Genomic DNA, 26,946 nt, shown 5'->3' on the forward strand with positions numbered 1-26,946 from the left:
TTCTGTTCCGGTTATCTGCGAGCAATGCTCGCCATGAAGGAGACCGGATATGGCCCCCAAACACAGTGAAGATTTCAAACGTGAGGCGGTTCGGATCGCGACGCATAGTGGCCTGACACGGCGACAGGTGGCCTCAGATCTTGGAGTTGGGTTTTCGACCCTGGGCAAGTGGATGCGGGATTACTCGACCGATCCCGCTGCCGCCGAGGACGCGGATCTGCGCCGCGAGAATGAGCGATTGCGTAAAGAGAACCGTATCCTGCGGGCTTGAGCCGGATCAGCGGACAGTCCGGGGGACTGTCTGCCCGGTGAAAGGGGAGGTGTTGATAAAAGCGGCAATCCCCTGACCGGCAGGGCATTCTGAAAGAATGTCCCGAGAGGTTTCTTCGCAGGTCAAAAGCAATGAGATTTCAATTCATTGCCGAGTATCTCGGAAGTCTTTCACGCGCGCACCTGTGCCGACTTATGCAGGTTACGGACCGTGGGTTACGGGCGTGGCGCAGCAGACCGACCTCACATCGCCAGCGGCGCGACATGATCCTCCTGGCACACATCCGCGAACAACACCGGCTCAGCTTGGGCAGCTATGGCCGCCCGCGCATGACGCAGGAATTAAACGAATTGGGCATTCATGTAGGGCAACCATTGCCCGGCAGGCGATTTGGTGAAGCCAAATCTGCCGAGAGGGAGACAGTGATCACAGCTTCAACATCGCCCCGAACCGACTGAGCCAGGATTTCACGGCGACGGCGCCAAACCAGAAATGGGCTGGCCCCTCTCGGGACATTTCCTGCGGAATGCCCTGCCGCAATGGGACGCCATTCAGCGCTGGACGGCAAATCACCCGTGGCCTTCAAAAAGATCGCCGCCTAAAATGAGCAACACACCGGAACAAAAACGGTGCAAGTCTACTCGACGCTCACGTGAAGCAAGGTAAGGAAGAGCTTAGGCCCATCTGTACACGCTTTGGTCTGGATATTGACTCCATCGTTTCCCACAGGATTAGCACCGCAAGCATTGATGCCAAGGCTACCGAACTTGCCGCCGAAGTGAAGGCGTTAGAGGCCGAGCACGCTGACGAGTTTACCGAGGGCACGGACTTTGCCGCGCTCACCAGCGTCCCTTCTCTACGCAAGGTCCAACAATATCTCGCTGATAAACTGGAGGCCTTGCAGGAAACTCTGTCCGCGCCGCAGCGCCGGTTTCAGCGCTACCTCCAGACCCTTTCGGATATCAATAAGAAGATGGAAGAGGTCATGGGGGAAGATGAGAGCCCCAAGCCCGGAACCATCAAGAACTTGGAGGCCCGTAACCGCTACATTGAGGAAGACCTGCAGGCGCAACTTGATACCCGTTATTCCGACCGCGATGATCTCGCGCGTTCGATTTTCACCTCCAAGGAAAAGGTGCGCTCTTTCTACGAAGGCCTGAAATCCAGCGTCGAAGAGAAGCTGGAAACGGTAAGTTCGGAGGCATTCGATGTGTCGATCGACGCGTCATTTGTTCCGTCGCACGAATTTCCGCGGCGCTTTCTGGCACTCGTGACCCAGACGGCGCGCGGGCCGTTTCGCGGTACTGTAGAGAGGCGCAGCGATCTGGAAAAGCGCATGGTAGAGGTGAACTGGAATGATGTTGAAACCATACTAAGCTTTGCCAAGACCATCATTGCCGACGTCAAAGCGGAAGATATCTCGAAACAGGTCAAGGAAGTAAAGAGTTTCTACGATCTGCTTTTCTCATTGGAATATTTCGAGCTGCGTTATGAGCTTCGATTGGGCGGAAAAAACCTGGACCAGCTTTCGCCAGGTGAAAAAAGGTCTATTGCTGCTGGTGTTCTACCTGCATCTCGACAGAGAAAAAACACTGCTAATTATCGACCAGCCGGAAGACAACCTCGACAATGACAGCATCTTTACCGTGCTCGCGCGTTGCATTCGCGAGGCTAAGAAATCTCGGCAGGTGGTATTGGTCACTCACAACCCGAATCTTGCCGTCGGGGCCGACGCTGAGCAAATTCTTTAGGCGACGCTCGACAAGGCCGACAACTACAAATTTACCTATGAAAGTGGTTCGATTGAAAACCCGCGTATCAATGATGCCATCGTCAAAATTCTGGAGGGCTCCAAACCCGCATTCGTTCAACGAAGACTGAAATACCAGATAAAATAGAGTGCCCTCGTAAAAGCATTGATTTGATGCTTCCAAGAATTTCCGCGTTGTAACGGTGCTGCGGCATCAGCGCGACATCGCCGCATGTCTGCTTCCCGGCCCCATTGTCGGGTGGCTCCATCCGGTGGCGTGATCCCGGTGCAATGTCCGCTTCCATGTACTGATGAGGGCGAATTCGCACCCGCAGAGAAGGTCTGCTTCCCGACGGTCTTTGCAATCGATGTGGAACTGAGGTCTGCAGCCAACGTTTGGCAAGGCAACATATGCGACCAACACGTTTTGCGGACACGCCCATATTTTGGGTCAGAACTTATCTGGAGTGTGGAGCTTTTTGTGTAGCAAAATGTGTAGCAATCGCTAAGTGCAGAACTCAGTATTTTTGAGTGGCTGCAAAAATAACAACCGTTTTCAATAACTTATCTAAGTTTTTTTGGAATGGTGCCCGGGGGCGGAATCGAACCACCGACACGAGGATTTTCAATTTTCATCCTGGATGGCTTGGATTTGTCTGGGCAAATCGGAACCATCTGAAAAGCCTCCAAATTCTCGATGCTCCTGGTGTGCTTATTGTCGATCAGTGTCTGGAAAATCCCGGAACGTTCCGGCACACATTACACACAAATTACACTTTATTAATCTCGACAGACTTGTTTTGTTCTTGAGTAGAACAGCGTCACAAATCGCGCGCCTTTCGCGGCGCTTTCATAAAGAAGTTCTGTGATGATTGTGGGAATAGTGGATCGTCGGGCTGCCACGGGAGTTCATCGTGCAGGCATGGGCTGGTCTGGCAAGTTGCGACGCGCTCGTCCATCCCTTTGCCAGGAATTGCGTAAACGATTTATTATTTGAGGCCGGTCCCATAGGTGGGAGAGTCCGTTTTTTGGGTTGCGCCACAGTGCCTGTGAGAGAGTTGCAGAATAACTTAACAGCTACAGGGCCTCGTCGAGTAAAGTGCCGCCAGCAAAATTAATTCTGCCGACGCCCCGCAAACCCTCGACGAAGTGACGCCTGAAATTTGTTTTGCTCATGAGGTCGCGAACTTCTTGGCCGAAGTCGTTGCGGGCTCCGAACACACGCTTCTTGCCTTCTAGTCTGGGCTCATAGAATTCAGGGAACACACCGTCTCTTGCCATATAGTAGACCGTCTCAGCATCCGCGAATTCATCTTCTGTGAGTCCGCACACGATGGCTTCATGAACTTTGGCTTCGTCGCGCATGCTTTGCAGCATCGCGGCGCGGTCGAGTTTGAAATATTCTGTTCCTAGATCATCGGCCTTTTTACGTGGCGGGTGCAGTTTGTCCCATTGCTTAAGTAGCCAATCCGCCTTGGCGTCCGAGAGATGAGTCAAGTCCGTCTCGATGCCAAGAAGGCCAGAAAGCCCACGGGTTTCTTGAATTTTGTCGAGTGCAATACTGAACTGCCTGTTGCCTAGTCCGAACCGCTTTTTGATCCTGCGCTTGCATTCGTCGAATTCTGCCGATGCCCAATTCTCTCGCTTTGGGAGCATTACGGCAATTTCCGATAGATCACGGCGAGAGCATTGAGTTGTTCTTGTACCCGTCCGCCATTCGTCACACAGCGAATACGAACGATTTTTTAGGTTCTTTAGCACTTCCTGTAACTTGCCAAGGCTCTCCCGGATGACGGCAATGTTTGCAAGGGCCTTCCCCTCCATGCTGCGCTGTCCATCGCGGTTTTCGTGGAAGCGAAGCTCCTGTCCATCGTCGTCAATCTGGGCGAGGCTGTCGACGTAGGGTCGAAGCGCCGACAATCGCTCTCGGAAAAGCTCGTCGGGCATGACTTTCGATTCAAGGAAGGCCAGATGTGACGCGATATCGTGGTTTTTCGGATGGCCGTCGCTCACTATGTTTGCCCGGACCAACTCCCCGATCACCAGCTTGAGGGTGAGTTCTATAGCGTGGCGTCCGTTGTAGAGTATTGGCAAAACCAGCGTATCGCGTTTCTCGTACATGCGCTTCTCTAGAACCGCCGCAGCCAACTCTATCGCCGCCTCAATGTATCCATCGGCGTAGTTCTCTTCATCGCCTTGACGACCGATGCAGGCGTTCCATTCGGTATCGTCGATAAGATCAAAGAATAGGTCAGGCTGTGCCATGGGCAGTCGATGTCCAGTTTGGGAAAGTCATTCAATATCAGCCGTTACATCACGCATTGTGGCGTGGACTTATTTATCTTTAGGATTCCAATAAAGCGAAACCGCTTTATGTCTAACGCCGAAGTCCAGACCTGAGCACTCGTGCTTGTGAGTAGAAACGAATGATAGAGGGTTTTCGTCTTCGCCGTCAGAAGTACTGACGTCCGGATTTCGGGTTACTAACTCTTCCCGCCACTTGGACACTACGACCATTGGATTCTGGACAAAGCAATAGATCAAGACGTCTCCTTGATCTTGCCCATAGTTGCCCGTCGAGTACCGGGTAGATAACTGTTGAAAGCCCTTGTCTAACCAAGAATAGCTGCTGTGAATTTTAGCTTCCGCCAGCCATAAAAAGTCGTCACGCTCTTCAACGACAATGTCGCAATGCCCCCCGACAGAGGCGTTGTGTACAGCCTTCACACCGCCTATCTTGAGCATACTGCAGACTTGAACAGTCAGACCATCTTCATCGTCATCTTGCTTCTTTTCGCGGTGTTTCACCAGTTCACTACAGGCGAAGTCAACAAGTCTTCTGACCGCTCGCACACGACCATCGTGATCTTGCGCATAGACAAAATCTATACCAGCTTCCTGCGCCGTTCCTAAAAACGGGGCTTTGAGCGCGGCGAGAGCGTCCGGGGTGATCGTCATGAGACCGGCACCTCAAACAGATCGCTGTCCAATTCGAAGAAGGGCACAACCCGTTCAGATGCGCCTACGACATCCTCGTTTGTCAACGGATGCAGGACCGTATCGACATCCAGCGCGCGTTGGAATTCTTCAGGACTAAGCGGATGCCGCGTGCCGTCATCATCTACGCATTCCGCTGAGGCGCGGAAGATCGCGTATTCGGACTGCACCAAGATCGCCAAAGCCGCGATCACATCCTTGGTCAGTTCGTCCCTTCCCAGAAGCTCTAGGAGGCCGCGGACGCGTAGGGTTTGCTCTGGGTTCACCTTGCCCCCACTGACAGCGTCGACGATTTGTAGGGCCGTCTGAGCCGCTTCTGTACCCACCCAGTGTTCGTTGATGGCTGACTTAAGCTCAGCGACGGTGCGGACGCCTTTTTGCTCACCCGTATCGATGTCCAGCGGAGGGAGGCTGTTGACGACCTTCATCGTCTCAAGGCTGACGGTGATCACGCGTAGGAACAGCTCCAGCGGATATTTGGGGTCGCCGACCGTCTCGTTGGCGTAGTCGTTGGCGTCGTTGACGATGCCGCTTTTCTTGTCGGTCTTCACGACCTGCCGTTCCATCACCCATTCCAACGCGGGCTTGCCGTTGACGACGTAATCATAGGCTTCCAGCGGTATGTTCTGGAGCGTGATGTTGTCGTTGTAGATGACGGTCGTGAGGTCCTTTTCCTTGCCCGTGCCGCCCCACTTCCATTTGTTGGTGTGCTTGACACGGTAGAAGGCGACGGGGTCGTTCTGGGCCTCTGGGATAAGCCGGTGGTCGCCTTCTTTGAAGGTGACCATATACGGTTTAACGCTTTCGAAGTTCACATGCAGATTGCCCAGCGCGCGGCCTGCATCGCGGAAGGCGGCGAAATCTTCGAAGGTCCTGACCGCCGGGATGCGGGGGAGCTGTTTGACAAGATTGTTCTTGAAACGCTCGCGGTACTCCGGCGAGTGCAGGAGGCCGTAGATATAGTAGAACAGGTCCTCTTTGCTGATCTCTTGTCCCGGATAGGCGGCATGGAAATGGGAAAGGCCTTCGTCTGTGATGGCGTCGCGGCGCTGCAAGTTGCCATCAGGATCATCAGTCGAGAAGAGACCTTCTTCAGGTTCTCTTTCTTCGAAAAGATAAAGAGGGAAGCACTGGCTGTTGTAGTGAAATTTGTGCTCGGTCATCCGATCACTCATCAGCGCGCTGAAGTGCTTTGCCTCACCGATACCCGTCAGACAGATTGTTCTGTTTTGGGCTGAGGGTGCAGGGTACAGCTCTCGCATCTGGTAGATGCTGTTGTTGAATTGCCTGTCAAAGTACATCCATTGAGGTTGAAACGGACGGTACAGTATCGGCACAATCCGTTCTTCGGAGAACTCACCTCGCCTGCGTTTTTTGAGGTCCGCCCGAAGCGTTCCGTCCCAGCTAATCAGTTTCGTATCGGTGCTCGCTGTGAAACCATCTGGGTCGAAGGCAAGACGATCAACTTCATCGTTGTAGAAATCAATCATTTGACCCATCTTTGCTGAGACCGTATCGGCGGATGAGTTGATGCACCAATAGTCTCTGTTGGTTTTCACACCGCTAGAATAGTTTCCAAAAATTGCCCCTACGGCCCCTTTGATCTTGCTTCCAATGTTGACGCCAAGCTCAAAACTTGGATCGCGTTGGTTCAACCAATCATTCTCCCTATTTGGGACAATTTCGGACCATAGGCTTTTCTCACCTATCCCATTTATTGAAGCGAATTCCCGTGTGATTTGAAGTTTCTGTTTTTGGTCGAGATAATCGTCCACAGCATAGAAGCGTATCCGACCGGCAGGTTCGCGTTGAGGCTGTTTGGCCAGAACAGTTATCGCAATCGGGGAGCGGCTACCCGAAAGGAAGATTTTACCGCCCTCCCGACGCGAGGTTTCACCCTCAGTTCTTTGGTTTCCTCTAAGGTGAAATATCGAAATTTCAGTGAAATCCTCGACCAAGCACTGACGCATCCCGTCCATGGCGTTGCCATCGACCCAACCCGCATCCGTGACAAAGGCGATTACTCCTGCGTCTCCCAAGCGATCAGTTGCCCAACGAAATGCTCTAATGTAACTGTTTTTTAGAGCAGTTTTGAGTTTGGCTTTTGATTTCGCTGCATATGTTTGGGCAATTTTTGAATCTAGATTAGCGTAATCGATGTTTGATGCTTCATCGTTATCATCGCGTTGCCCGCCTGAGTACGGAGGGTTCCCAACGATCACACGGATATCCAGCTCTTTCTGACGGGTGCGGCGCTCAGAGTTATCAGGGAGCAGTTTCGCGATCATGTCGCGCTCTTGCTCGTACATCTGGAATGTATCGGTAAGCAGGATGCCCTTGAACGGCTCATATGGCGCGTCCTTGTTCAGCTCCCCTTGAGCCAGCTCGTGATAGACCGTCTCGATGTTTACGGCGGCGATGTAATAGGCCAGCAACACGATCTCGTTGGCGTGAATCTCGTGCTTGTATTTGCGCTCCAGTTCTTCCGGCGCGATCAGGCCAGATTGCAGCAAGCGGGTGATGAAGGTGCCGGTCCCGGTGAAGGGGTCAAGGATGTGGACGCCTTGCGACCCAAGCGTTTGCCCAAACTGGGCCTTCAGCACGTCGTTGACCGAATGCAGGATGAAGTCGACCACCTCAACAGGTGTGTAGACGATGCCAAGGCGTTGGGTGAGGACGGGGAAGGCCCCTTTGAAGAAGCTGTCGTAGAGCTTCAGGATCAGCTCTTGCCGCCCGTTTGCCGTGACCACGTCCGCCGCGCGGCGTTGGACGCTGGCGTAGAACTTCTGAAGGCTTTCTGACTCCTTGGACAGGTTGTGCTGATCAAGCTGGCCCAGCACGATCTCCATCGCGCGAGAAACGGGGTTTTCCTTGGTGAACTCGCTGGATTTGAAGAGTGCGTCGAAGACCGGTTTTGTGATGAGGTGCTGGGCGAGCATTTCAATCGCTTCGTCTTCGGTGATCTCGGGGTTCAGGTCGTCCTGAAGTTCGGCAAGGAAGGCGAGGAAGGCTTCGCGTTCCGGTCCCTCCTGCGCGACAATGGTCTTAATGCGGGTGATGTGGGTCTGGGCGATCTTTGCGATGTCCTTTGCCCATTTGTCCCAGTATTCCCGGGTTCCGCATTTCTCGACGATCTTCGCCATGATGGCGCGGGTAAACTCGTCAAAGACAAAGGCCTGTTGCGCGTCAGAGTCATCTGTACGGCGGGGCGCTGGGCCTTCCTTGCCTATCTCGGAACCCGGCTTGCTGCGCTTCTGCTTATTCGTGTCAAAGTCGTCGACGACCGCCGTCAGTTCTTTCAGCTCGCTCTCCGAGGAAATGCTAATCAGCTCCACCTTATCGCTGATATCCTCGCCCAGCTCCGCTTGGTTGATACGTGCGTCCAGACGCTCGTCGTGGGCGCGTAGGGCGTTGAGGATTTGCCAGACGACCTTGTAGCGCTCATTGTCGTTAAGTGCGTCCTCTGGCTTCGTATTGGGCGGAATGGCGACGGGCAGGATCACATAGCCCAGCTTCTTCCCCTCAGCGCGCCGCATAACGCGGCCTACAGACTGGACAACGTCGATCTGGCTCTTGCGAGGGTGCATGAACATGATCGCGTCCAGAGCGGGCACGTCGACACCCTCAGAGAGCACCTTGGCATTCGTAAGGATGCGGCACGTGTTGTCTCCCGCGTCCGCCTTTAACCAGTTGAGCAATTCCTCACGCGAGCTGGCGTTGTAGCTGCCGTCAATATGGCGAACTTCGGTGCTTAGATGGCGGTCGTCGTCGATCAGATCATTGCCAACGTATTCGTCGACTACCTGCGTGAACTCATCTTCGATGATCTCGGATTTCTTGATGCTTTGGCAGAAGGCCAGAGCACGCTTCATCGGGCGCGGGTCAAACTCCAAATCCTTCGCGAGGTCGCTTTTCGTCAGAGCCTTATAGCACCCGATGATCTTCGTCGCGTCGTCCAGTGTAAGTTCTGGGCCGTCCTTGAGGCGGTTCTGGATCGTCTGCGATACCAAGCCTTCATCAACGGCAAGGACGACCACCTTGTAATCTGTCAGAAGTTGGTTCTCGACGGCCCAACCGAAGCCACGATGGAACAGGTCTTTGCCGAACTTATCCTCATCATCCATGGACGCCAGACGGGCGTCGTAGTCGTCTGCTTTGCGTTTGGCTGTATCCGCGAAGATGCGCGGCGTCGCGGTCATGTAGAGGCGTTTTTTAGCCGCGACGTAGGCGTTGTCGTGGATGCGGACAAAGGTACTGTCGTCTTCGTCCTTGAGCGTTACGCCCGTCGTACGATGCGCCTCGTCACAAATGACCAAATCAAACTCTGGCAGGTCGTGGTTCTTCTGGGCGCGGGTGAGAACGTCAATCGAATGATATGTAGAAAACACCACTGTCATTTGATCCGATGGCGCGGATAGGACCTGACGGGCCAGCTTCTCGGGGTCTGTCGTCGCAGGAAACGCCAGATCATGCACGTTCAGATCAAGGCTGTCTGCGTCGGCTCTGCGCCCCACTTTCGTATCCGAACAGGCGGAGAATGCGGTGAACGGATTCTCGCTATCATTCTTCCATTCTCGGACCGTTTGCGACATCAAAGCAAGCGAAGGAACCATGAACAGAACGCGCTTTCCCGGTCCCGCGAGAGTTTCCGCTATTCGTAGCCCTGTGAAGGTCTTCCCCGTACCGCAAGCCATGATCAGCTTGCCGCGATCTGCCGTTTCCAGCCCAGTCTGGACTTCGCGAAGCGCGTCTCTCTGGTGGTCTCGAAGCTGCTTTTTAGGCGCTAGGCTAACCGTACCAGAGCGGATGAATTGTGACCAATCAATGCGGCTTGCCTCAAGTTCTGCGACACTGATCCTGTTCCATTCCTTGGAAAGCTTGTCCAAAGTTTCCTGCGTATTGCGCCCAAGCTCTTTGTGCGTGGTGTCTGCGATGACCAACCGGGTAAAGAGGTCATTCGATGATGCGGATATGAAACTGTCGATATCGGGTTTTTGGATGGTTTGGTTAGGGGCGTAGAACTTGCATTGGATAGCAGCAAAACCAGACCCGTCGGACAATGTACCAACGAGATCAATGCCAGTGTCAGTGTTGCTCCATCCCCGCGATGCCGCCCAATCTGCAAACGGCTCAACCTTTGAATAGTATTGGCGTTGAGTATCGTCGTTTTCCATAAACACGCGAATGAGGCGTTCAAAATAGTCACCCTTTTCACGCTCGGTCCGCGCGGATGCGCGGTACTCTTCTAAAATGTCTTGAAGAAGCACCCGTCATTATCCTGTTTACTGGTTTTGTTCTTCCGACTAACTGTCGGTTAGGGAACCCTAGCGAGTGCTGGGCATACCGTCCACCGCCGCGTCTGCCTCGATCTCGTCTCGCTCCCACATCAGCCCGAACTCCTGGGTCCAGTCGCGGATTTCCAGTAGTTCGACAAGCTGCGCGTGGGTTAGATCGTTATTTTTCCGGCCATGTGCGAGGGTCTACCCTCTTCCAAGTAAACGCGCTCTAGCGGTCAGTAGAGGGGGACGGACGTCGTCGCTTTTACAGCTTGGTCACTCCAGCAATCTTTACGCTGACGTCCCTATTCCTTCCCAAAATCAAGCCTTTCCAGCAAAAGCTCCAACTTTGCGTCGAGGTCTTTGCTCTTGCCAGCATTGCGGATCAACTCGCGCTGTCTCGCCAGTGGGATTTGACCATAGCTGGATAATGTCGTCACAACGCTTTCATGGCCAAGATTCTGGCTAAATGCTTTAAATTCTTCAGGTGTCCGGCACGTGAGGTACGCGTACTCAACGACAGTATTTCGCACCCTGTGAGGGGTGAAATAGGGGAGATCGGCAGCGGCAAATGCGCGTTTGAATATCTGACGAATAGGCTGGGAGTTGGACCACACTTGGCGCTTGATACCGTCAACAACTGGTCCTTTGTGCGGGTCAATCCGCTGTAGAGTTTGAGGGAAAAGCGGATCATCAGCCTGCCACCGGAGATCGTCGCGCAAGTAGCGGACCCATGAAAACAGAGCGTCTTCAATTTCAGGCCCAAGCGGCAACAAAACGGACTCTATCAGCTTGCTGTTCTTGGTTCGGACGGTCTTGGGGTCTTGGACGATCATCTGCCGGTCGATGTCGACATGGCCTAGCAGCAAGGAGGCGGCTGCGTTGTCGCGGATACCGGTCATCATGAGAAGAGCGAATACGGCACGATCACGCTGTTCCAGAATGGTCTTCGAAGGCATCGATTCCAATGCGCGTTTCAATTGATCCATGGTCGGTGAGGGCTTCGAAGGCGAAGTAGTCGCCGCGCGTATGTCTTTTTCGGAGAGGTTGAAGTAGGCGATGGCGTTGGTGTCGATCTTGGACTTGAACCCCGGCTGCACCGACAGCCACCGGAAGAACCGTTGCACCGCTTTCAAAGTCGAAAGAACGGTTGAGTTTCCGAGGCGTTTGCTTTCGTCAGCAGGGGAGGACATTGCCGCCCTGAAGCCTTTCGCCTGATCGCGATTGAAGCGGCCAAAGTCGCAAAAACCAGTGTGCTCCTCGAAGCGCAGGATCGCCTTTTCTACCCCGCGCACGGTGGCTTCGGACTTTTGATCCGCTTCGCGTAGGAACTCAGCGTAGTCACGCTTGATCCGCTCATTTTCCGCGTTGAACTTGTCCATTTTCGTCTTGCTCCTTTGAGTCACCATCCAAGAGAGGAATGCTGCTCCCCTTTAGGCTTGGCGTCCGCCTTTGGACTGCACCGAATGACGCGGTGTATTCTGGCAGTCGTGAAGCGCTTCCTGCTCGGCAGATTTTTCTGCCACACGTGCAGCACACCCCAACCAGACGAACCGTTTTCTCATTGAGATCGGCAATGTGGACGGAGCCCAGAATTGGCAGGCGTGGTGCACGGCATGAAAGGCAGTACATCTCGTCCGGGCCACACTTTTGCTTCCTGCCTATGGCACGGACGTCCAGATATCTGCGAAGCTCTGCGCCGTGGATCAGGGTTGGGTTCTGGCCATCAATCGAACCCAACCCGTTCTTGAGCCAACGGCGCACAGTGTGAACGTGTACTTCGAGTAGAGTCGCGACTTCGGGCACCGAGTAGGTGCGTCGGATGCGGATGCGCCTACGGTCCGGGTTCTTGGCTCCCGGCATCGTCTCGGCCCTAGTCGCTCGCCCGGATTTCCCGACCGCCGGTCCCGGCGAGACGAGGCGCAGCAGCGATCCAGGACTGCAAGTCTTCGAGAAAGTAGAAGGCGCGACCGCCAAGCAAAACGTACTGCGGGCCTTGGCCTTTCATTGCCCAATCCGCGAGCGTTTTGGGTGAACAGCCAAGGTAACGGGCGGCGTTTTTGCGGTCCATCCGTCCGTCCGGGTGGACAAATACGCGCTGGGTGTCGGTGTCGATTTTCATGGTTTGTTTCCTTGCTCAATGGATTTTGCCAGTAGGTACAAGGAAAGAAGAGCAAGACGTGTATTGAAACTCAATACGTAACGTGCAAAATGGATCATGACGGAACGTTTCGACACGAGGACATCATGGCAATCAAGGCTCCCAAAGGTGCAGGTTCCAAACTGGGAAGGACCGAGACGGTATCGATTCGGCTCGATCCACGCCTGAATTATCTGTGTGAGTTGGCTGCTCGGTCTCAACGGCGAACCAAGTCTTCATTCATTGAAGCGACTTTGGCCGAACACATTCAGACGCAGGTCATCAACAAGTGGCGCAACTCGGATTTTGATGAGCCAAGTACTTTCGGAGAACGCGCGGATGTACTTTGGCACGTCCGCGAGAGCCAGCGTTTGGTATCACTCGGAATCGTCGCTCCGGAGCTGCTGACCTTCGAAGAGCAACACATTTGGGCGCTGATCGAAGAGAATGGGCATTTTTGGCGAGGTCGTTGGCGTGGGGACGAATGGGATTTCGACATCAGTTTGGACGCCATCGTCAGAGAGCGGGTCGACGAATATTGGGAGGACCTAGTCGCGGTCGCGATGGGGGAAAAGAAGCCACACGTCCTTCCCGGTGTAGGTACGCCGCCATCCAGTAGAGACATCGACGACGAGATTCCTTTCTAGAGGTGCATTGAAATGGCTATTCGCTTCTCCAAGCTCACACGTCCTGCGATCCGTTCTCTGAAGTCGGGGACTTCCATTTCGGAACACGGGATCACCTTTCGACGGGATGGCAACGGCGACGGCGTCTATTCGGTCAACATCATGGTCGACCGTCGGCGAATTCATCGCGTGATCGGACGAGAGTCCGAGGGTGTGACGAGGCAGCAGGCGGAGGACTTTATCGCCCAAGCCAGAACTGATGCAAGGCGTCAGCGTTTGGAGTTGCCCGAAGGGCGTAAGACACAAATGAGCTTTGAAGAAGCCGCAGACCGATATGTTCAGAGGCTTCGGGATAGCGATGGAAAAAACATCGACATCAAAAAGCGTCAACTTAGGCAACATTTGGTTCCGTTCCTAGCAGCAAAGCCATTGAGTGCGATAGAGTCCTTCGACATTGAGCGCTACAAAAAGGCGCGCCGAACTGCTGGCGCGGCCAAGGCGACGGTTAATCGGGAATTGGCCACACTATCCCATCTTCTTAACCAAGCGGTTGAATGGAAGTGGATCAAAAGCAAGTCGGTTAAGATTGTTCGCTTCAAAGAGGACAATCAACGGATCGTCTATCTATCTCATGAGCAATGCGTTGCACTTCTGAAAGCAGCGGCGGCGGATCACAATGAAAACGTACACGCTTTTGTCATGGTTGGGCTTAACACGGGGATGCGCCACGCGGAAATCCTCGCGATCCGCAGAGAAGACGTCGACATCGCGAAGCGAGTGATCTGGGTTCCGCAGGCCAAGGCAGGCTCACGCGAACAACCGATCACGCGTGAGTTGGCTGACTATCTAGAGAACAGAATGCGCATGCTTCCTCCCGGTTGCGAATGGGTTTTTCCTTCTCCAGGAAGCGCCACAGGCCACGTCCACACCATTCGCAAGGCCTTTCGTCGCTCTGCTGAACGCGCTGGGCTGGACCCGGATCAAATTACGCCTCACACGCTTCGCCATACGGCGGTGACGCATCTGGTTCAGGCAGGCGTTGATCTGCCCACAGTCCAGCGCATTTCCGGTCACAAGACGTTGTCCATGGTTGCGCGCTACGCGCATCAAAGCGGGTCGCACATCGAAGCGGCGATGGATCGGCTGGAAGGACGGGTTAGCGGCACTCACGAAGGCAACATCAGAAAGCTAAAGCCGAAGAGTTCGGCCTGATTACACAAGAATTACACGTGCGTTTAAGTGTACTGCGCCGGATGGAGGCTAAGTTACTGATTTTAATGGTGCCCGGGGGCGGAATCGAACCACCGACACGAGGATTTTCAATCCACTGCTCTACCCCTGAGCTACCCGGGCACTGGGTGGGGGGCGCTGCGCTGCCCCTCGGGTGGAGGCGGAATAACCGAGCCACAAAGTGGTGGCAAGCGCAAAATGTCACTTTTTTCACTTTCTTCTTCCACGCTTTCCAGAAGCTGCGGATCGGGCTAAGTCTCGGCCATGACAATTGCTCCTAAAACATTGCCAGACCTGCTGAAACACGGCTTTGACACCGTGATTGATGTGCGCAGTCCGGCGGAATTTGCCGAGGACCATGTGCCCGGCGCGATCAATCTGCCGGTTCTCGACAATGAGGAACGCGCGCGGGTGGGGACGATCTACAAACAGGACAGCCCCTTTAAGGCCCGCAAGCTGGGGGCGGCGCTGGTGTTCCAGAATGCCGCGCGCCATGTGGCGGGGCCTTTGGCTGCGCATGACGGCAAATGGCGGCCGCTGGTCTACTGTTGGCGGGGCGGGCAGCGGTCGGGGACCTTTGCCTGGATGCTGGGTGAGATCGGCTGGCGGTCAGATGTGGTGCAGGGCGGCTATCGCACCTTTCGCCGCCTGGTGAAGGATTACCTGTACGACGCGCCCTTGCCACATAAGCTGGTACAGCTGGGCGGCTATACCGGCACGGCCAAGACAGACCTGTTGGCGCGTCTGCGGGCGCGTGATGTGCAGGTCGTGGATCTGGAGGCCTTGGCGCGCCATCGCGGGTCTTTGTTGGGGGATCTGCCCGGGGGGCAGCCCAGTCAGAAAGCGTTTGAGACCGCCTTGGCGGCGGCCTTTGTGGCGCTGGACCCCGCGCGCCCGGTGGTGGTCGAGGCCGAGAGCGCCAAGATCGGGGGGATCAACCTGCCACCGTCTTTGTGGGCCGCGATGAAGCAGGCCCCGTGGATCGAAGTGCAGGCGCCGGTGGCGGTGCGCGCGACTTATCTGGCAGAGGCTTACGCAGATATTCTGGCGGACCCGGAGCGCTTGGCCGACCGGCTGTCGCCGCTGCGCTTCCATCGCGGGCATGCCTTGGTGGACCATTGGGATACGCTCAGCCGCGAGGGGGAGAAGGTGGCGCTTTGCGCGTCTTTGGCCGAGGATCACTACGATCCGGCCTATCGCAAGGCGATGAAGGCGATGCAGCCGGAGGTGATGGCGCGGTTCGAGACACAGACGCTGGACGCGCCCGCGCTGGATGCGTTGGCCGACAGGATTGCGGCGCAGCTTCAGGCCAGCGTGACGGGCGGGGTCTGATCTGCGGCGGCAGTGATCTCGCCGATCTCGGCGGCATGGTAGCCTGCGGCGCGCAGCCGTTGCAGGGTGGCGCCATCGTCGGCGGGCAGGGCGGCCAGCAGCCCACCGGCGGTTTGCGGATCCAGCATCAGATCAAAGCGCGCGCCTGCGGGCAGGTCGGGCATGATCTGGCGATTGGCGGGATAGAGCGAGGAACGTATGCCCGCCTGCGCCAGTGCCTCTGCCCCTTGCATGAGCGGCACCGCATCGACGCGCAGACGCGCGGCGACACCGGACGTCACGCAGATGTTGCGCAGGTGTCCCAACAGGCCAAAGCCGGTCACATCGGTCATGGCATGGGCGTGCGATAGCAGTTCCGCGGCGGCTTGCTGGGATTGGGTCATCAGGGCCAGCGCGGCGGCGATATCCTGACCGTCGGCTGCGCCCTGCATCTCGGCGGCCATCAGAACGCCGGAGCCGATGGGCTTTGTCAGGATCAAACGGTCGCCGGACTGGGCCCCTGCAAGCGTGATCGGCGCGGCGGGGGCCCTGCCCAGAATGGTGAAACCGATGGTCAGTTCTGCCCCCTGGGAGCTGTGCCCGCCGACAATATCTGCGCCAGCGGCTGTCATCACCTTGCGCGCGGCGCGCATGATTTCGTCCAGTTGACGGGCGGCGATCCGGTCGGAGGCGCGGGGGATGACAACATTGGCGGTGGCCGCAAAGGGCTGTGCGCCCATGGCCCAGATGTCGCCAAGCGCATGATGCGCCGCCAGTTCGGTCATCACGGTCGCGTCGTTTACCATGCCGCGCAGATGATCGGTCGAGATCACGATCTCCTTGCCACCAAGGGGGACGATGGCGGCGTCGTCGCCGGGTGTCTGGCTTTGCAGCGCTTGTAGCAGCGCGGGCTGTCCGACTTTGGCACCGCAGCCGCCACACAGCGGTTTACCCTGCATCAGCTCATCAAGCCCTGCGGCGTGGGCGGTGGGAAGGTCCGGCGTCTTCATCTTGGGGAGGTCACGGAACTGATTCATAAAGGTCTGATCGATATGGTTTTTCCATTTCCAGACCCAAGCGCCGGAAAAGGCCATCCCGAACCTGTCACCAAGCGCGGACTTGCCGCCAAGTGAGACCAGTTTGAGATAATCCGATTGCGGTTTGTACCGTCGCTGCGGGGGGGTGTCGGCCAGGCGCGCGCGCAGGTTTTCGTAAAGCGTCGGCGCTTGGCGCACCGCATAGACCCCGGCCTTGGGGCGGGGGGCGTGGACCATGTGCGCGCAATCGCCTACGGCAAAAATGCCCTGAATCGGGGTTTCCAGTGTTGGGCCAACCTCGACAAAGCCATTATGCAAGGGCAGGCCGCTGGTTTTGAGCCAGTCATGCGGTTTGGCCCCGGCTGCGCCACAGGTGAAATGGGCAGGGATGTCGCCCTGATCGGTGACAATATGGGTGGCGGTGATGGCCGTGACCGCGTGATGTTCGTGCAGTGTGATGCCGGCCTGCTGGAGCGCCCCGCGGATGCGGTGCGCCGCGCGTTCGGGCAGGGCGTCCAGAATGGCGTTGCGGTCGATCAGGTGCACGTCTGTCGGGATGCTCCGGCTGCGGCGCGCATGGGCAAAGGCCATCGCGATCTCTGCGCCCGCGACGCCGCCGCCGATGATCCCGATTGAGGTTACGGAGCTGTCGTTGAGCGCGGCGCGCCACTTTTCCGCAAAGGGGCCAAGCGGTTTTGCCGCGACCGCATGTTCGGCAAATCCGGAAATCTGAGGCATCTCGGAGGTGATGCCCACGTCGATAGAGGCCACGTCGAATTCGATGTAACGCCCTGATTGCAAGTGGATCTTTCGCTGGGCGCTATCGATGGCGGTGGCTGCGTCGATGATGATCCGCGCCTTCGCGTAGCGGGCAAGTTTGACCAGATCGATGTCCAGATCCGCACGGGCGTAATGGCCCGCGAGATGTCCGGGAAGCATGCCGGAATATGGCGCTGCCGCAGACGGGTTGATGACCGTGACCCGCGTTCCGGGCAGCGGATTCATCCCCCATTTTTTCAGGATCAAGGCATGCGTATGCCCCCCGCCGACAAGGACCAGATCACGGGTGGCGGGAAAGGCTCCGTCCTGCATATTTGCGCATCCTTAGCTGGCAGCGCGGTCGCGCTGGCCGAAGTTTCCCGATGCATACACCAACCCCATGGGGGCTTCATCCTACCTTTGCTGACAAATCTGTTAACCGTGTTGCAGGGGAGGCATCGCTCCAAAGCATTCAGAACAGGACAATATCTTCGGCGGCCTTTGGGCGCTGCGGCAGTTTGGGTTTCTCGACCGGGATCGGATCAACCTCGCCGGTGACCATAAGCTGTCTTACACGGCCGGTTGTGGGCCAGAACCTGATGCGGCGGGCCGACGTGCCCCCGGTGCTTTCGGACACGACTGGAATGTCCTCCATCGCGAGGAATTCATGGGCAAACTTGGCGTTCGACGACCCGATGTCGCGCAAGTTCCCCATCATGCTGGCCCCGCCAAACATTTTTGCCTGCAGACGCGATCGTTCGGCACCCTGTTTTAGCATGCCGTTGATCAAAAGTTCCATCGCATATGCCCCGTAGCGCACGTTCTCCCCGGCGGCGCCGTCCCGACTGGGCAGTAGGAAGTGATTGATCCCACCGATTTTGCGTTCTGTGTCGAACATGCAAACCGCGATACAGGAGCCCAGAACCGTGGTGAGCACTTCATCAGGGTCTTCTGAAATGGCGTAATCGCCTTGGATCACGTTGACCAAACGCTCTGTTCCCGTGTTCATCTCGAAAACTCCTTGCCTTTCGGCGCTGGGGCGCATGCTTGAGCAAGCAAAGCCGGTCCAATTTTGTTCAAGGGTAGAATGTGCTCGGCAGCTCCGATTTCTGCCGCAGCACGGGGCATGCCGTACACGACCGAACTGGCTTGATCCTGTGCGACGGTTGTCGCGCCAGACCGTCTTAAGGTAAGTAAGCCTTCGGCACCGTCGCGGCCCATTCCGGTCAGCAGAGCTGCGGTCACTTGGCGGGCCATCGGGACTGCAGACCGGAACAGGACATCGGCCGACGGTACATGCCCTGATACAGGCTGATCGTCCCCGAGGTCGCATATCAAATTCTTACAATCTGCCATGACCAGATGTCTTCGGTTCCCAGCGCCAAGAACGACAACTCCCGGGCGGAGCGAGAATGGCCCGTCAGCCAACCGGATCTGTGGGCGGGTTTGGCGATCGAGAAGGTCTACTAAACTTCGACCAAAACCGGATCCAGTATGTTGAACCACGAGCGTTGGTGGACAAGTCTCGTCAAAATGGGAGAGTACGGAGATGAGCGCCTCTACCCCGCCCGTGCTGGCGCCAATTAATATAAGGTTTTCAGCCTGTGACATCGGCCCTTGGCTATGCCGGATCGATTTATGCCTCTCAGGATTTTGGCTGGGGTCTATATTTCTAGCATGGCGAACGTAGGCGTTGTGTTTGGGTCGTGGTATCGACGCGACAAACGTGTTCTTTACTAAACTCTCGATTTGTTCCAGCATAGCTGTGTTGTCAGCATCTTCTGGAAGTGAAAATAGGTCCGCCTTTGCAGGAAGCTGAGTAAGGCGCCTGCCTTGCTTTGCTCCGATTATTAGCCACCGAACGTCAAGCGCCGAGAACAGTGCCCGCATGACCTCGAATTCTGGTTTATGTGTCAGGGCATCGGCTATCAGAACTGCGTGCGGTGTCCTATGTTCGACCTCCGTATATGTGCACATAAGGTCTGACGCCGTTGCCGCGACTTCAAAACCTTCATGTTGGTTTATTATACGCTCCCATTTGTTTCGAATCCGAGATTCTGGATGAGCAACGATAAAGCGAAATTTTTTCATCGAATGTCACCCTTTAGGTGGATCGTCGAGGAGGGGCGAAGTTAGTTTAAAAGAGGTCTGGCACACCGGATGTTTCGGCGCGCTTTGTCCTACCTTCTAGCCGAATTGCCATATCTCGCAAGGGGACTGCGTTTAGGGCAGCCGCCGGATCTACGTCTCCGTTTGAATTGGTTTCGTCGGATAGATGAGTAAGGAAGTCTGATAAAGCCCCCAGGGACTGCCGCAAAACATCAAGTTCTTGCAACATTTGGATCGACTGCCCATTTATCCCCTCCGAACTATGTAAGAAAACCATATCCAGTCCGTACTCTAAACGCTCGAGTCGTGCGTGAAGACCTTCTAGCTCCCCAGCAACGCGTCGTGTGGCTGTTTTCAACGGAAGGTTCGGCTGAGTTTGGTTCATTACAGGCGCCCCACTACGCTTTCGATGCACGCTTTCATGGAGTCTGCTGTGAAGGGCTTCTTGATCATATTGTTGAGGCCCAATTGTTTAGCTTGAGCAACAATTTTAGGAGTCGGACGCCCCGTAACGAGAATGAAACCCATTTTTTGTGTAGGGCCATGCGTTCGAACTGATTTTAAAAGTCCAAGCCCATCCATACCTGGCATATTGTAATCAGATAGAACGAGGTGCACCGGACTTTTTGCCAGTTTTTCGAATGCTCGCTGGCCGTCATTTTCAGTGACATAGTTCTTGATGCCAATATCGTCCAACGCTTGAGTGATCAGTCCACGGCTGGTTGCCATGTCATCTACTACCATGATGCGCAAAGATTCTTTTAATCCCATTGGGGCCTCCTTGGGGTATGAGAATTGGTCTATTGACCAAGCTTTTGATAGCTTGTGATTCCAACAGGTGTGAGTTTTTCACTTGCCAGGCCACTTATGCGTTCTGAATGTCCAATCACTAGATAGCCGCCGGGGCATAGCATGTCGTGAAAGCGCATCCACAGCTTCTGCTGTGTATCTTGATCAAAGTATATTGCTACATTTCTGCAGAAAATTGCTTCGAAAGGACCTTTGAAAGGCCAGTCGCTCATCAGGTTCAGTTCCGCAAATGTAACTATATTTTTGATGGATTCTTTGCATCTTATTCTGGAGGTGCGTTCGTCTATTTCAACATATTTCTTCAGGTGTCGCTCCGGTATGCCTTTAACTTCCGTTTCAGGATAATCGGCAGCTCGCGCCTTTTGGACTATTTTAGGGTCGATATCGGTCGCTAAGATTTTTGTGTTCTTTACTTCTTGATCTGTGAGTGCCGAGCGTAACGTCATTGCAATACTGTAGGGTTCTGGTCCGGACGAACAACCAGCGGACCACAAACGAGCTCGGGCCGATGACTTGATCCTCTCCTTAATCAAAGGGACTATTTTTTCCTCGAGTAATTCAAAGTGATGTTTTTCGCGGAAAAAGCTAGTTACGTTTGTTGTGAGCGCTGAGATCAATTCTAGCCGTTCATCTCTCTCCTGCGGCTGGTTTAAAAGCAGAAGGTAGTCCGGAAAACTAGTAAGAGATCTGGCTTTTAAGCGCTTTGCTAAGCGGGAATATACCAGTGGTTTTTTGCTATCGGCCAAGCTCAAGCCAAAATTTGAGCGAGCAAGTTTTGCAATTTGCTCGAAGTCTGAATCGGTAAATGGAATTTCGACTGTACTAGAGTTTGTAAGGGGCATTATAGAGACACCCCTTTTCCTGAGTCTAGAACGGCGTCTAAGTTAACGACTCGAACCATGTTCTCATCTACTGAAATCATCCCGAGGATGCTATTTCGGGTGGTTTCAGATTTTATATCGGGAGTTTCCTGAATGGCTTGCTTTTCCACAGACAATATTTCGGATACCGATTCTACGAGAAGCCCCACGGTGGTGCTATCGACGGCTGCGACAATGACTACATTCCTCTCATTAGGCGGAGTCGCACCTAACCCGAATCGTGCTGCTAAATCGAAAATTGGAATTACGGCTCCTCTTAGGTTCATTACGCCCAGGACGTCTGATGGAGTATGAGGTAGCGCTGTTACCGGCGTCCAACGGCGTATCTCTCGAATTTGAGTAATTTCGAGACAGTAACTCTGTCCGCCCGCAGAGAAAGTAATGAACTCAAACTGAGTATCCGTTTTCACTTCGGCTGGTTCAGACATGTCGGACCTCTGGCTTGCTTGATTGAGTGAATAGATCGGGTACGGAAGAATGCCCTAGACGAATTATTTCTTCGGGATCCAAAATGAGAGCTATTTTTCCGTCACCTAGTATTGTTGCCGCGGAAACACCGGGGATGGCGGCATAATTGCTCTCGAGACTTTTGATAACGACCTGACGTTGGTCGTGTATGGCCGTGACGCGTAGAGCTGTTAAACCCTGCATTTCGGTGCTAACGAGGAGTAAGATCCCTAGATCATCGGTTTTGGTTGTTCCGTGCAATCCGAGGCTAGCTGCTACGTCAACGATTGGAACGTAGGATCCGCGCACAGACACGACGTGGCTGTCTGTACCCACCATATGGATGTCATTAAAATTGGGGCGAATGGTCTCCAAGATGGTGGAAATTGGGATGACCATGGTTTGGTCGCCAACAGAAATGACAAACCCGTCCATTACGGCCAATGTGAGCGGTAGAACGATTGCGAAAGTTGTCCCTTTACCGGGCGTGGAGGTGATCGATACCCTTCCCCCCAACGCTTGCACGGCGTTTTTGACAACATCCATACCGACGCCGCGCCCCGAAAGGTTCGATACCTTTCCAGCGGTGGAAAATCCTGGTAGGAACAAGAGGTTGTCGATTTCCGGCTCTGACAGCTCGGCATCGGGTGCGACCAAATTTTTTTCGATCGCTTTTTCGAGAATACGTTCGCGGTTTAGCCCGGCACCGTCGTCGGAGATCTCGATGAAGACACTGCCGGAGCGATGTGCTGCCGATAGTCGAATGGTGCCGGTAACATCTTTGCCGAGCTCAGCCCGTGTTTCTGGCGATTCCAAACCATGATCTACGGCATTGCGGATCATATGCGTGAGCGGATCGGCAAGGCGTTCAATGACGGTTTTGTCGACCTCTGTGGAGTCACCCACTGTGACCAGCTTGGCCTTTTTGCCGGTGGCATCGGAAGCCTCGCGAACGATCCGGGCCATTCGCTGGAAAAGCGGCTTTACCGGTTGGGCGCGAATGGCCATCACCCCCTCTTGGATGTCGCGGGCGAGTAGTTTGTATGCTTCCAGCTCATTGGTAAGATGAGCAACAGTCGGCAGGTCGAGTTCTTCAATACGCTGCGAGATCATGGCCTGGTTAATGATCAACTCGCCGACGGTGTTGATCAATCTATCTACCCGGTCCAAATCCACCCGCAGCGTCGGCTTTGGGCCGCGCGATTCCTTGCTGGCAGCTGGTGCGGCTGCTGGCGCAGTTTCTGGCTTTTCGTTCGCGACTGGAGGTGCCGCCTGTGCCACCGGGGGTGTGTCCACCGGAGCTGGTTCGGCCACTTCCGGGGCGGGAGCGAGCGGTGCTTCTGCTTCTGTCGCGGCGACCGCCGGCGCATTGGCGTCGATTGTCAGCGACATCTCGCACAGACCCTCGACGAATTCAAAAACCTCATGCAGGGTCGTTTCCGTTTCACCAGTAACAAGCGTGAGGGTCCAGGAAATGACCGCGTCATTGGGATCGAAGGAGTCGAAATCGGGCAGGCCGTCCAGATTGGCCTTGACCGTAAGTGAACCAAGTTCGCTGAGGGCATCAAAGATCAGAAGAGGTTCATGCCCGTTTTCATACAGGCCCTTTGCCGGTTTGAATTCGATGATGTAGGTGCGATCTCCGGCCGCTTCGACCTCAAGCGGGACGTCAACCGCAGGTCCGTCAAAATCAAGTGTCAGAGCGTCAAAGCTGAATTCTTCCACCTCGGATTTTCCGCCAAGGTAGCTTTCTAGCTCTTTGATAAGCTCCGCTTCGGAGCCTTCGTCGAGATCGGTTTCGTCACGGGCGGAGCCCACAAGATCCTGCAGGTGGTCGCCGCAGCGATGCCCGAGGGTCATCAGCTTTTCGTCGATCTGCAGATCCTTGTCGCGGACCTTGTCCAGAACGGTTTCGAACGTGTGAGCAAAGTTTACCAAACGCTCGAGCCCGAAAGCCCCTGCGCCACCCTTGATCGAATGGACCGAGCGGAAAACCGCGTTGATCGTTTCCATATCGTCTGGTGCTTCTTCAAGAAGGGCCAGACCCTCTACCAATGCTTCGAGGAGCTCTTCGCATTCCTCGAAAAAGGTGTCTCTGATTGATCCGCTCATCAGCCGACGTGCCCCGTCAGGCGACGCAGAACCGAGACGAGGGAGGCATCGTCAAAGGGTTTGACGATCCAGCCTGTGGCACCGGCCGTGCGCGCACGTGATTTCAATTTGTCCGAGCTTTCGGTCGTCAGCACCAGAATGGGTACATTGGTCCTGTTTGGACCGCTGCGCAGGCTGTCGATCACACCGAAACCGTCCATTTTCGGCATGTTGATGTCGGTGATGACAACGTCGGGGTCTACCTCGGGGAAGACTTCGACCCCTTCCTGGCCGTCGCAGGCGGAGTGGAATTCAAACCCCGCGCCCTCCAGTGACACGCGTAGCAAATTTCGGATCGTGCGGGAGTCATCGATCGCCAAAACCTTGGTCGTCATTGGGACATCTCCTTGTCAAAATGATCGGATTCGAGCCCAAGCCGTTCGAGCCCCTCGCGAAAACCGGGCGACATGTCCGTCAGTTCGAACGGGACACCATCGGCCAGCCATTGTTTCTGCGCCACCAAGAGAAGTTGCAGCCGGTGTGAATCCAGTCGTCCGACGTCCCGGGCAGAAACCGTTACCGGTGATTTCCGCGTGTTGAGAAGAAACGACACAAGCGGGTCCTCACCGGAGCGGGCGCGTGTCGGTCCTAGAGCGTGAAAGTTTATGTCTGGCATCGCGAACAGCATCCTTGGTGGCATGGTGCACGTCTGACGACGGCACGATTGACGCTGAGCAGGAATACGCACGCTGTCTTAACAAACGGTTCTAAGATTTTGGGAAAACCATGGCTTTTGAATGAACTGGCGCGGCGACAGGAAGCCTCCCTTACGGGCGCCGCGCATGTCGAAGACCAGCTCCGGACAGCCCCCGAGGTAACGCACTGAAAAAGCGTTGCGTTTTGCCGCGCAGGACGAGTGTTCGCTATGGCAAACGAAAAACGGGGCGCATGCTGCGCCCCGTTTCCAAGTTTAATGAACTTTCGCTATGCGCGGCAGATCAGGCCGCGCCTGCGATTTTGCCAAAGCGGCCGTAGAAGCTCTGGTTCTTGGCGGCCATGTCGCGCAGCAGCTCGGGGCAGTGGAACCGCGCACCATGTGCGGCCTCCAGCGCGTCGCAACGCTCGGCGGCATAAGGCGAGCCGATCATGTCCAGCCAGGACAGCGGGCCGCCGGACCACGGCGCAAAGCCCCAGCCGAGGATCGCGCCAACATCGCCTTCGCGGATGTCCATCAGAACACCTTCTTCAAGCGCGCGGACGGCCTCCAGACACTGGGCAAACAGCAGACGATGCTGCACCTCGGTCAGGTCGGGCTGTTCGTCGGCCTGCGGGTACTGCGCCTTGACGGTGTCGGACAGCCCCTGACGCTTGCCCTTTTCGTCGTAGTCGTAGAAGCCCGCGTTGGTCTTGCGACCCAGACGGCCCTGTTCTTCCATCCAGAAGATCACCTCGTCGACTTCGCCATCGGGGTAGGCGTCGCCCATCGCCGCACGGGTTGCGCGCGCGATCTTGGCCCCCAGATCGATGGAGGTCTCGTCCACCAGCTGCAGCGGGCCCAAAGGCATGCCGACCAGCTTAGCCGCGTTTTCAATCAGCGCCGGTGCGACACCTTCCTTCACCATACGAATGCCTTCGTTGATGTAGGGGATGATGCAGCGGTTGGCGTAGAAGAAGCGCGCATCGTTGACCACGATCGGCGTCTTCTTGATCTGGCGCACAAAGTCGAGCGCCTTGGCCGTGGCACGGTCACCGGTTTCCTTGCCCTTGATGATCTCGACCAGCATCATCTTCTCGACGGGCGAGAAGAAGTGGATACCGATGAACTGCTCGGGGTTCTTGGAGGCCTTGGCCAGCTCCGAGATCGGCAGGGTCGAGGTGTTGGTGGCAAAGATGCAGTCGTCATTGGTGACCGCATCGACAGCCTTTGTGACCTCGGCCTTGACCTTGGGGTCCTCGAACACCGCTTCGACGATCAGGTCCGCGTCAGACAGAGCCGCGTAATCCGTGGTCGCAGTGATGCGCGACAGGACCTGCTCTTTCTTTTCGGCGGTGATCTTTTTGCGCGAGATCCCCTTGTCGAGATAGCTTTCGGTGTAGGCTTTGCCGCGGTCGGCGGCTTCTTGTTTCTGGTCGATCAGCACCACGTCGATACCGGCCTGAGCCGACACCAGCGCGATGCCCGCACCCATCATGCCCGCGCCCAGAACGCCGACTTTCTTGACCTTCTGATCGGGCACATCTGCGGGGCGCACAGCACCCTTTTCCAGCGCTTCCTTGTTGATGAACAGCGAACGGATCATGTTGCCGGACGACGGGTTCATCAGCACGTTGGTGAACCAGCGCGCCTCGATCTTGAGTGCTGTGTCAAAGGGCACCAGCGCGCCTTCGTAGACGGCAGACAGCAGCGCCTTGGCCGCCGGGTAGACGCCCTTGGTCTTGCCGTTGACCATCGCCGATGCGCCGACAAAGGTCATGAAGCCCGCCGGATGGTAGGGCGCGCCGCCGGGCATTTTGTAGCCCTTGGCGTCCCACGGCTTGAGGATGTCCTTGTCAGTCGCGGACAGAACCCATGCCTTGGCCGCGGCGAGCGGGTCTTCGACGACCTCGTCGATGATACCTGCGGATTTCGCCTTGGCGGGGGGCATCATCTTGCCTTCGAGCAGGTAGGGCGATGCGGCCATCGCGCCCAGCTTGCGCACAAGACGGGTGGTGCCGCCCATGCCGGGGAAGATGCCGACCATGATCTCCGGCAGGCCGATCTTGGCCTTGGCGTTGTCGGCACAGAAGATGCGATGCGTGGCGAGCGGGATTTCCAGCCCGATCCCCAGCGCGGTGCCGGGCAGGGCAGAGGCAATCGGCTTGCCGCCCTTGTTGGTCTTGGCGTCCATGCCGGCGCGTTCGATCTTGCGCAGGATGGCATGTGCGCCCATCAGCCCGTCGAACAGACCGCGCGCGGGATCGTCGCCTGCGCTTTCCTTCATCTTGGCGATGACGTTGAGATCCATGCCACCGGCAAAGCTGTCGGCCTTGCCGCTGGTGATCACGATGCCCTTGACCGCATCGTCGCCGAGCGCGTCGTCGACCAGCGTCTCAAGCTCTGGCCATGCCTCCATCGACATGACGTTCATGGACTTGCCCTGCACGTCCCAAGTGATCACCGCGACGCCGTCGGCGCCTTTTTCCATGGTGAAATCGGTCATGTAATTTCTCC

The 26,946-nt window shown here is 55.8% G+C and carries 19 protein-coding genes, 1 tRNA gene and 2 pseudogenes; 5 read left to right on the forward strand and 17 right to left on the reverse strand.

All coding sequences use genetic code 11. The annotated features are described in order from the left end of the window. Positions 1 to 49 precede the first annotated feature (49 nt). Positions 50 to 773 (forward strand): annotated as a pseudogene (locus ACN5AZ_RS07660) (transposase); the annotation flags it as partial. Between the two features lie 135 nt (positions 774 to 908). Next, positions 909 to 2,169 (forward strand): annotated as a pseudogene (locus tag ACN5AZ_RS07665) (AAA family ATPase); the annotation flags it as partial. Between the two features lie 929 nt (positions 2,170 to 3,098). Here the strand turns inward: ACN5AZ_RS07665 and ACN5AZ_RS07670 are convergent. The 6 genes from ACN5AZ_RS07670 to ACN5AZ_RS07695 form a co-directional block, all read right to left on the reverse strand. Next, positions 3,099 to 4,286 carry a hypothetical protein gene (locus ACN5AZ_RS07670; RefSeq protein WP_419428274.1) on the reverse strand — a complete coding sequence of 396 codons (1,188 nt, stop codon included), beginning with the start codon at positions 4,284 to 4,286 and terminating at the stop codon, positions 3,099 to 3,101. Positions 4,287 to 4,355: 69 nt separating this feature from the next. Next, a complete protein-coding gene (locus ACN5AZ_RS07675) occupies positions 4,356 to 4,979 on the reverse strand; it encodes a hypothetical protein (protein WP_419428275.1) in 624 nt (207 codons plus the stop codon). After that, positions 4,976 to 10,285, reverse strand: coding sequence for a DEAD/DEAH box helicase (locus tag ACN5AZ_RS07680; RefSeq protein WP_419428276.1), 5,310 nt, complete (start codon positions 10,283 to 10,285; stop codon positions 4,976 to 4,978). The genes ACN5AZ_RS07675 and ACN5AZ_RS07680 overlap by 4 nt, the downstream gene beginning before the upstream one ends. Positions 10,286 to 10,599: 314 nt before the next feature. Continuing rightward, positions 10,600 to 11,676 carry a site-specific integrase gene (locus ACN5AZ_RS07685; RefSeq protein ID WP_419428277.1) on the reverse strand — a complete coding sequence of 359 codons (1,077 nt, stop codon included), beginning with the start codon at positions 11,674 to 11,676 and terminating at the stop codon, positions 10,600 to 10,602. Then, positions 11,651 to 12,157 carry a helix-turn-helix domain-containing protein gene (locus tag ACN5AZ_RS07690; protein WP_419428278.1) on the reverse strand — a complete coding sequence of 169 codons (507 nt, stop codon included), beginning with the start codon at positions 12,155 to 12,157 and terminating at the stop codon, positions 11,651 to 11,653. Before ACN5AZ_RS07690 ends, ACN5AZ_RS07685 begins: the two co-directional genes overlap by 26 nt. Before the next feature lie 10 nt (positions 12,158 to 12,167). Beyond that, entirely contained in the window at positions 12,168 to 12,416 is a 249-nt protein-coding gene (locus ACN5AZ_RS07695) for a helix-turn-helix transcriptional regulator (RefSeq protein WP_419428279.1), read from the reverse strand. A gap of 125 nt (positions 12,417 to 12,541) precedes the next feature. Here ACN5AZ_RS07695 and ACN5AZ_RS07700 point away from each other — a divergent pair, with 125 nt between their 5' ends. Next, positions 12,542 to 13,081 carry a hypothetical protein gene (locus tag ACN5AZ_RS07700; RefSeq protein ID WP_419428280.1) on the forward strand — a complete coding sequence of 180 codons (540 nt, stop codon included), beginning with the start codon at positions 12,542 to 12,544 and terminating at the stop codon, positions 13,079 to 13,081. A gap of 12 nt (positions 13,082 to 13,093) precedes the next feature. Next, entirely contained in the window at positions 13,094 to 14,272 is a 1,179-nt protein-coding gene (locus tag ACN5AZ_RS07705; RefSeq protein WP_419428281.1) for a tyrosine-type recombinase/integrase, read from the forward strand. A 66-nt stretch (positions 14,273 to 14,338) separates the two neighbouring features. Here ACN5AZ_RS07705 and ACN5AZ_RS07710 read toward each other — a convergent pair. Further along, positions 14,339 to 14,413 (reverse strand) — tRNA-Phe (locus tag ACN5AZ_RS07710). Positions 14,414 to 14,554: 141 nt separating this feature from the next. On the opposite strand from ACN5AZ_RS07710, the gene mnmH reads away from it, so the two are divergent. Next, positions 14,555 to 15,622 carry a tRNA 2-selenouridine(34) synthase MnmH gene (gene mnmH, locus ACN5AZ_RS07715; RefSeq protein WP_419428282.1) on the forward strand — a complete coding sequence of 356 codons (1,068 nt, stop codon included), beginning with the start codon at positions 14,555 to 14,557 and terminating at the stop codon, positions 15,620 to 15,622. Here the strand turns inward: mnmH and selD are convergent. From selD to ACN5AZ_RS07765, 10 genes are all read right to left on the reverse strand, one after another. Next, positions 15,595 to 17,730, reverse strand: coding sequence for a selenide, water dikinase SelD (selD, locus tag ACN5AZ_RS07720; protein WP_419428283.1), 2,136 nt, complete (start codon positions 17,728 to 17,730; stop codon positions 15,595 to 15,597). The genes mnmH and selD overlap by 28 nt on opposite strands. Before the next feature lie 139 nt (positions 17,731 to 17,869). Then, positions 17,870 to 18,406, reverse strand: a complete 537-nt coding sequence (locus tag ACN5AZ_RS07725) for a chemotaxis protein CheD (RefSeq protein ID WP_419428284.1) — start codon at positions 18,404 to 18,406, stop codon at positions 17,870 to 17,872. Further along, on the reverse strand, positions 18,403 to 19,488 hold the full coding sequence (locus ACN5AZ_RS07730) for a CheB methylesterase domain-containing protein (RefSeq protein ID WP_419428285.1): 1,086 nt from the start codon (positions 19,486 to 19,488) through the stop codon (positions 18,403 to 18,405). The genes ACN5AZ_RS07725 and ACN5AZ_RS07730 overlap by 4 nt, the downstream gene beginning before the upstream one ends. A gap of 402 nt (positions 19,489 to 19,890) precedes the next feature. Next, positions 19,891 to 20,277 carry a response regulator gene (locus ACN5AZ_RS07735; protein WP_419428286.1) on the reverse strand — a complete coding sequence of 129 codons (387 nt, stop codon included), beginning with the start codon at positions 20,275 to 20,277 and terminating at the stop codon, positions 19,891 to 19,893. A 29-nt stretch (positions 20,278 to 20,306) separates the two neighbouring features. Further along, positions 20,307 to 21,158 (reverse strand): CheR family methyltransferase, encoded by an 852-nt coding sequence (locus tag ACN5AZ_RS07740; RefSeq protein WP_419428287.1) that lies wholly within the window; start codon positions 21,156 to 21,158, stop codon positions 20,307 to 20,309. After that, a complete protein-coding gene (locus ACN5AZ_RS07745) occupies positions 21,158 to 21,625 on the reverse strand; it encodes a chemotaxis protein CheW (RefSeq protein ID WP_419428288.1) in 468 nt (155 codons plus the stop codon). Before ACN5AZ_RS07745 ends, ACN5AZ_RS07740 begins: the two co-directional genes overlap by 1 nt. Then, complete coding sequence (locus ACN5AZ_RS07750) at positions 21,618 to 23,756, reverse strand: chemotaxis protein CheA (RefSeq protein WP_419428289.1); 2,139 nt, start codon at positions 23,754 to 23,756, stop codon at positions 21,618 to 21,620. Before ACN5AZ_RS07750 ends, ACN5AZ_RS07745 begins: the two co-directional genes overlap by 8 nt. Then, positions 23,756 to 24,130, reverse strand: a complete 375-nt coding sequence (locus ACN5AZ_RS07755) for a response regulator (protein WP_419428290.1) — start codon at positions 24,128 to 24,130, stop codon at positions 23,756 to 23,758. The genes ACN5AZ_RS07750 and ACN5AZ_RS07755 overlap by 1 nt, the downstream gene beginning before the upstream one ends. Further along, complete coding sequence (locus tag ACN5AZ_RS07760; protein WP_419428291.1) at positions 24,127 to 24,348, reverse strand: STAS domain-containing protein; 222 nt, start codon at positions 24,346 to 24,348, stop codon at positions 24,127 to 24,129. The genes ACN5AZ_RS07755 and ACN5AZ_RS07760 overlap by 4 nt, the downstream gene beginning before the upstream one ends. Positions 24,349 to 24,733: 385 nt before the next feature. Beyond that, positions 24,734 to 26,935 (reverse strand): 3-hydroxyacyl-CoA dehydrogenase NAD-binding domain-containing protein, encoded by a 2,202-nt coding sequence (locus tag ACN5AZ_RS07765; protein ID WP_419428292.1) that lies wholly within the window; start codon positions 26,933 to 26,935, stop codon positions 24,734 to 24,736. Positions 26,936 to 26,946 lie beyond the last annotated feature (11 nt).

It is taken from the genome of Sagittula sp. SSi028, assembly GCF_048553715.1.
Classification (GTDB): Bacteria; Pseudomonadota; Alphaproteobacteria; order Rhodobacterales; family Rhodobacteraceae; genus Sagittula.

Coding starts and splice junctions, on each gene's coding strand:
- ACN5AZ_RS07730 (WP_419428285.1), bottom strand. CDS start 19,488: ATGAAAAAATTTCGCTTTATCGTTGCTCATCCAGAATCTCGGATTCGA.
- ACN5AZ_RS07735 (WP_419428286.1), bottom strand. CDS start 20,277: ATGGGATTAAAAGAATCTTTGCGCATCATGGTAGTAGATGACATGGCA.
- ACN5AZ_RS07725 (WP_419428284.1), bottom strand. CDS start 18,406: ATGAACACGGGAACAGAGCGTTTGGTCAACGTGATCCAAGGCGATTAC.
- ACN5AZ_RS07755 (WP_419428290.1), bottom strand. CDS start 24,130: ATGACGACCAAGGTTTTGGCGATCGATGACTCCCGCACGATCCGAAAT.
- ACN5AZ_RS07705 (WP_419428281.1), top strand. CDS start 13,094: ATGGCTATTCGCTTCTCCAAGCTCACACGTCCTGCGATCCGTTCTCTG.
- mnmH (WP_419428282.1), top strand. CDS start 14,555: ATGACAATTGCTCCTAAAACATTGCCAGACCTGCTGAAACACGGCTTT.
- ACN5AZ_RS07745 (WP_419428288.1), bottom strand. CDS start 21,625: ATGTCTGAACCAGCCGAAGTGAAAACGGATACTCAGTTTGAGTTCATT.
- ACN5AZ_RS07695 (WP_419428279.1), bottom strand. CDS start 12,416: ATGAAAATCGACACCGACACCCAGCGCGTATTTGTCCACCCGGACGGA.
- ACN5AZ_RS07690 (WP_419428278.1), bottom strand. CDS start 12,157: ATGCCGGGAGCCAAGAACCCGGACCGTAGGCGCATCCGCATCCGACGC.
- selD (WP_419428283.1), bottom strand. CDS start 17,730: ATGCAGGACGGAGCCTTTCCCGCCACCCGTGATCTGGTCCTTGTCGGC.
- ACN5AZ_RS07685 (WP_419428277.1), bottom strand. CDS start 11,676: ATGGACAAGTTCAACGCGGAAAATGAGCGGATCAAGCGTGACTACGCT.
- ACN5AZ_RS07750 (WP_419428289.1), bottom strand. CDS start 23,756: ATGAGCGGATCAATCAGAGACACCTTTTTCGAGGAATGCGAAGAGCTC.
- ACN5AZ_RS07740 (WP_419428287.1), bottom strand. CDS start 21,158: ATGCCCCTTACAAACTCTAGTACAGTCGAAATTCCATTTACCGATTCA.
- ACN5AZ_RS07765 (WP_419428292.1), bottom strand. CDS start 26,935: ATGACCGATTTCACCATGGAAAAAGGCGCCGACGGCGTCGCGGTGATC.
- ACN5AZ_RS07700 (WP_419428280.1), top strand. CDS start 12,542: ATGGCAATCAAGGCTCCCAAAGGTGCAGGTTCCAAACTGGGAAGGACC.
- ACN5AZ_RS07670 (WP_419428274.1), bottom strand. CDS start 4,286: ATGGCACAGCCTGACCTATTCTTTGATCTTATCGACGATACCGAATGG.
- ACN5AZ_RS07675 (WP_419428275.1), bottom strand. CDS start 4,979: ATGACGATCACCCCGGACGCTCTCGCCGCGCTCAAAGCCCCGTTTTTA.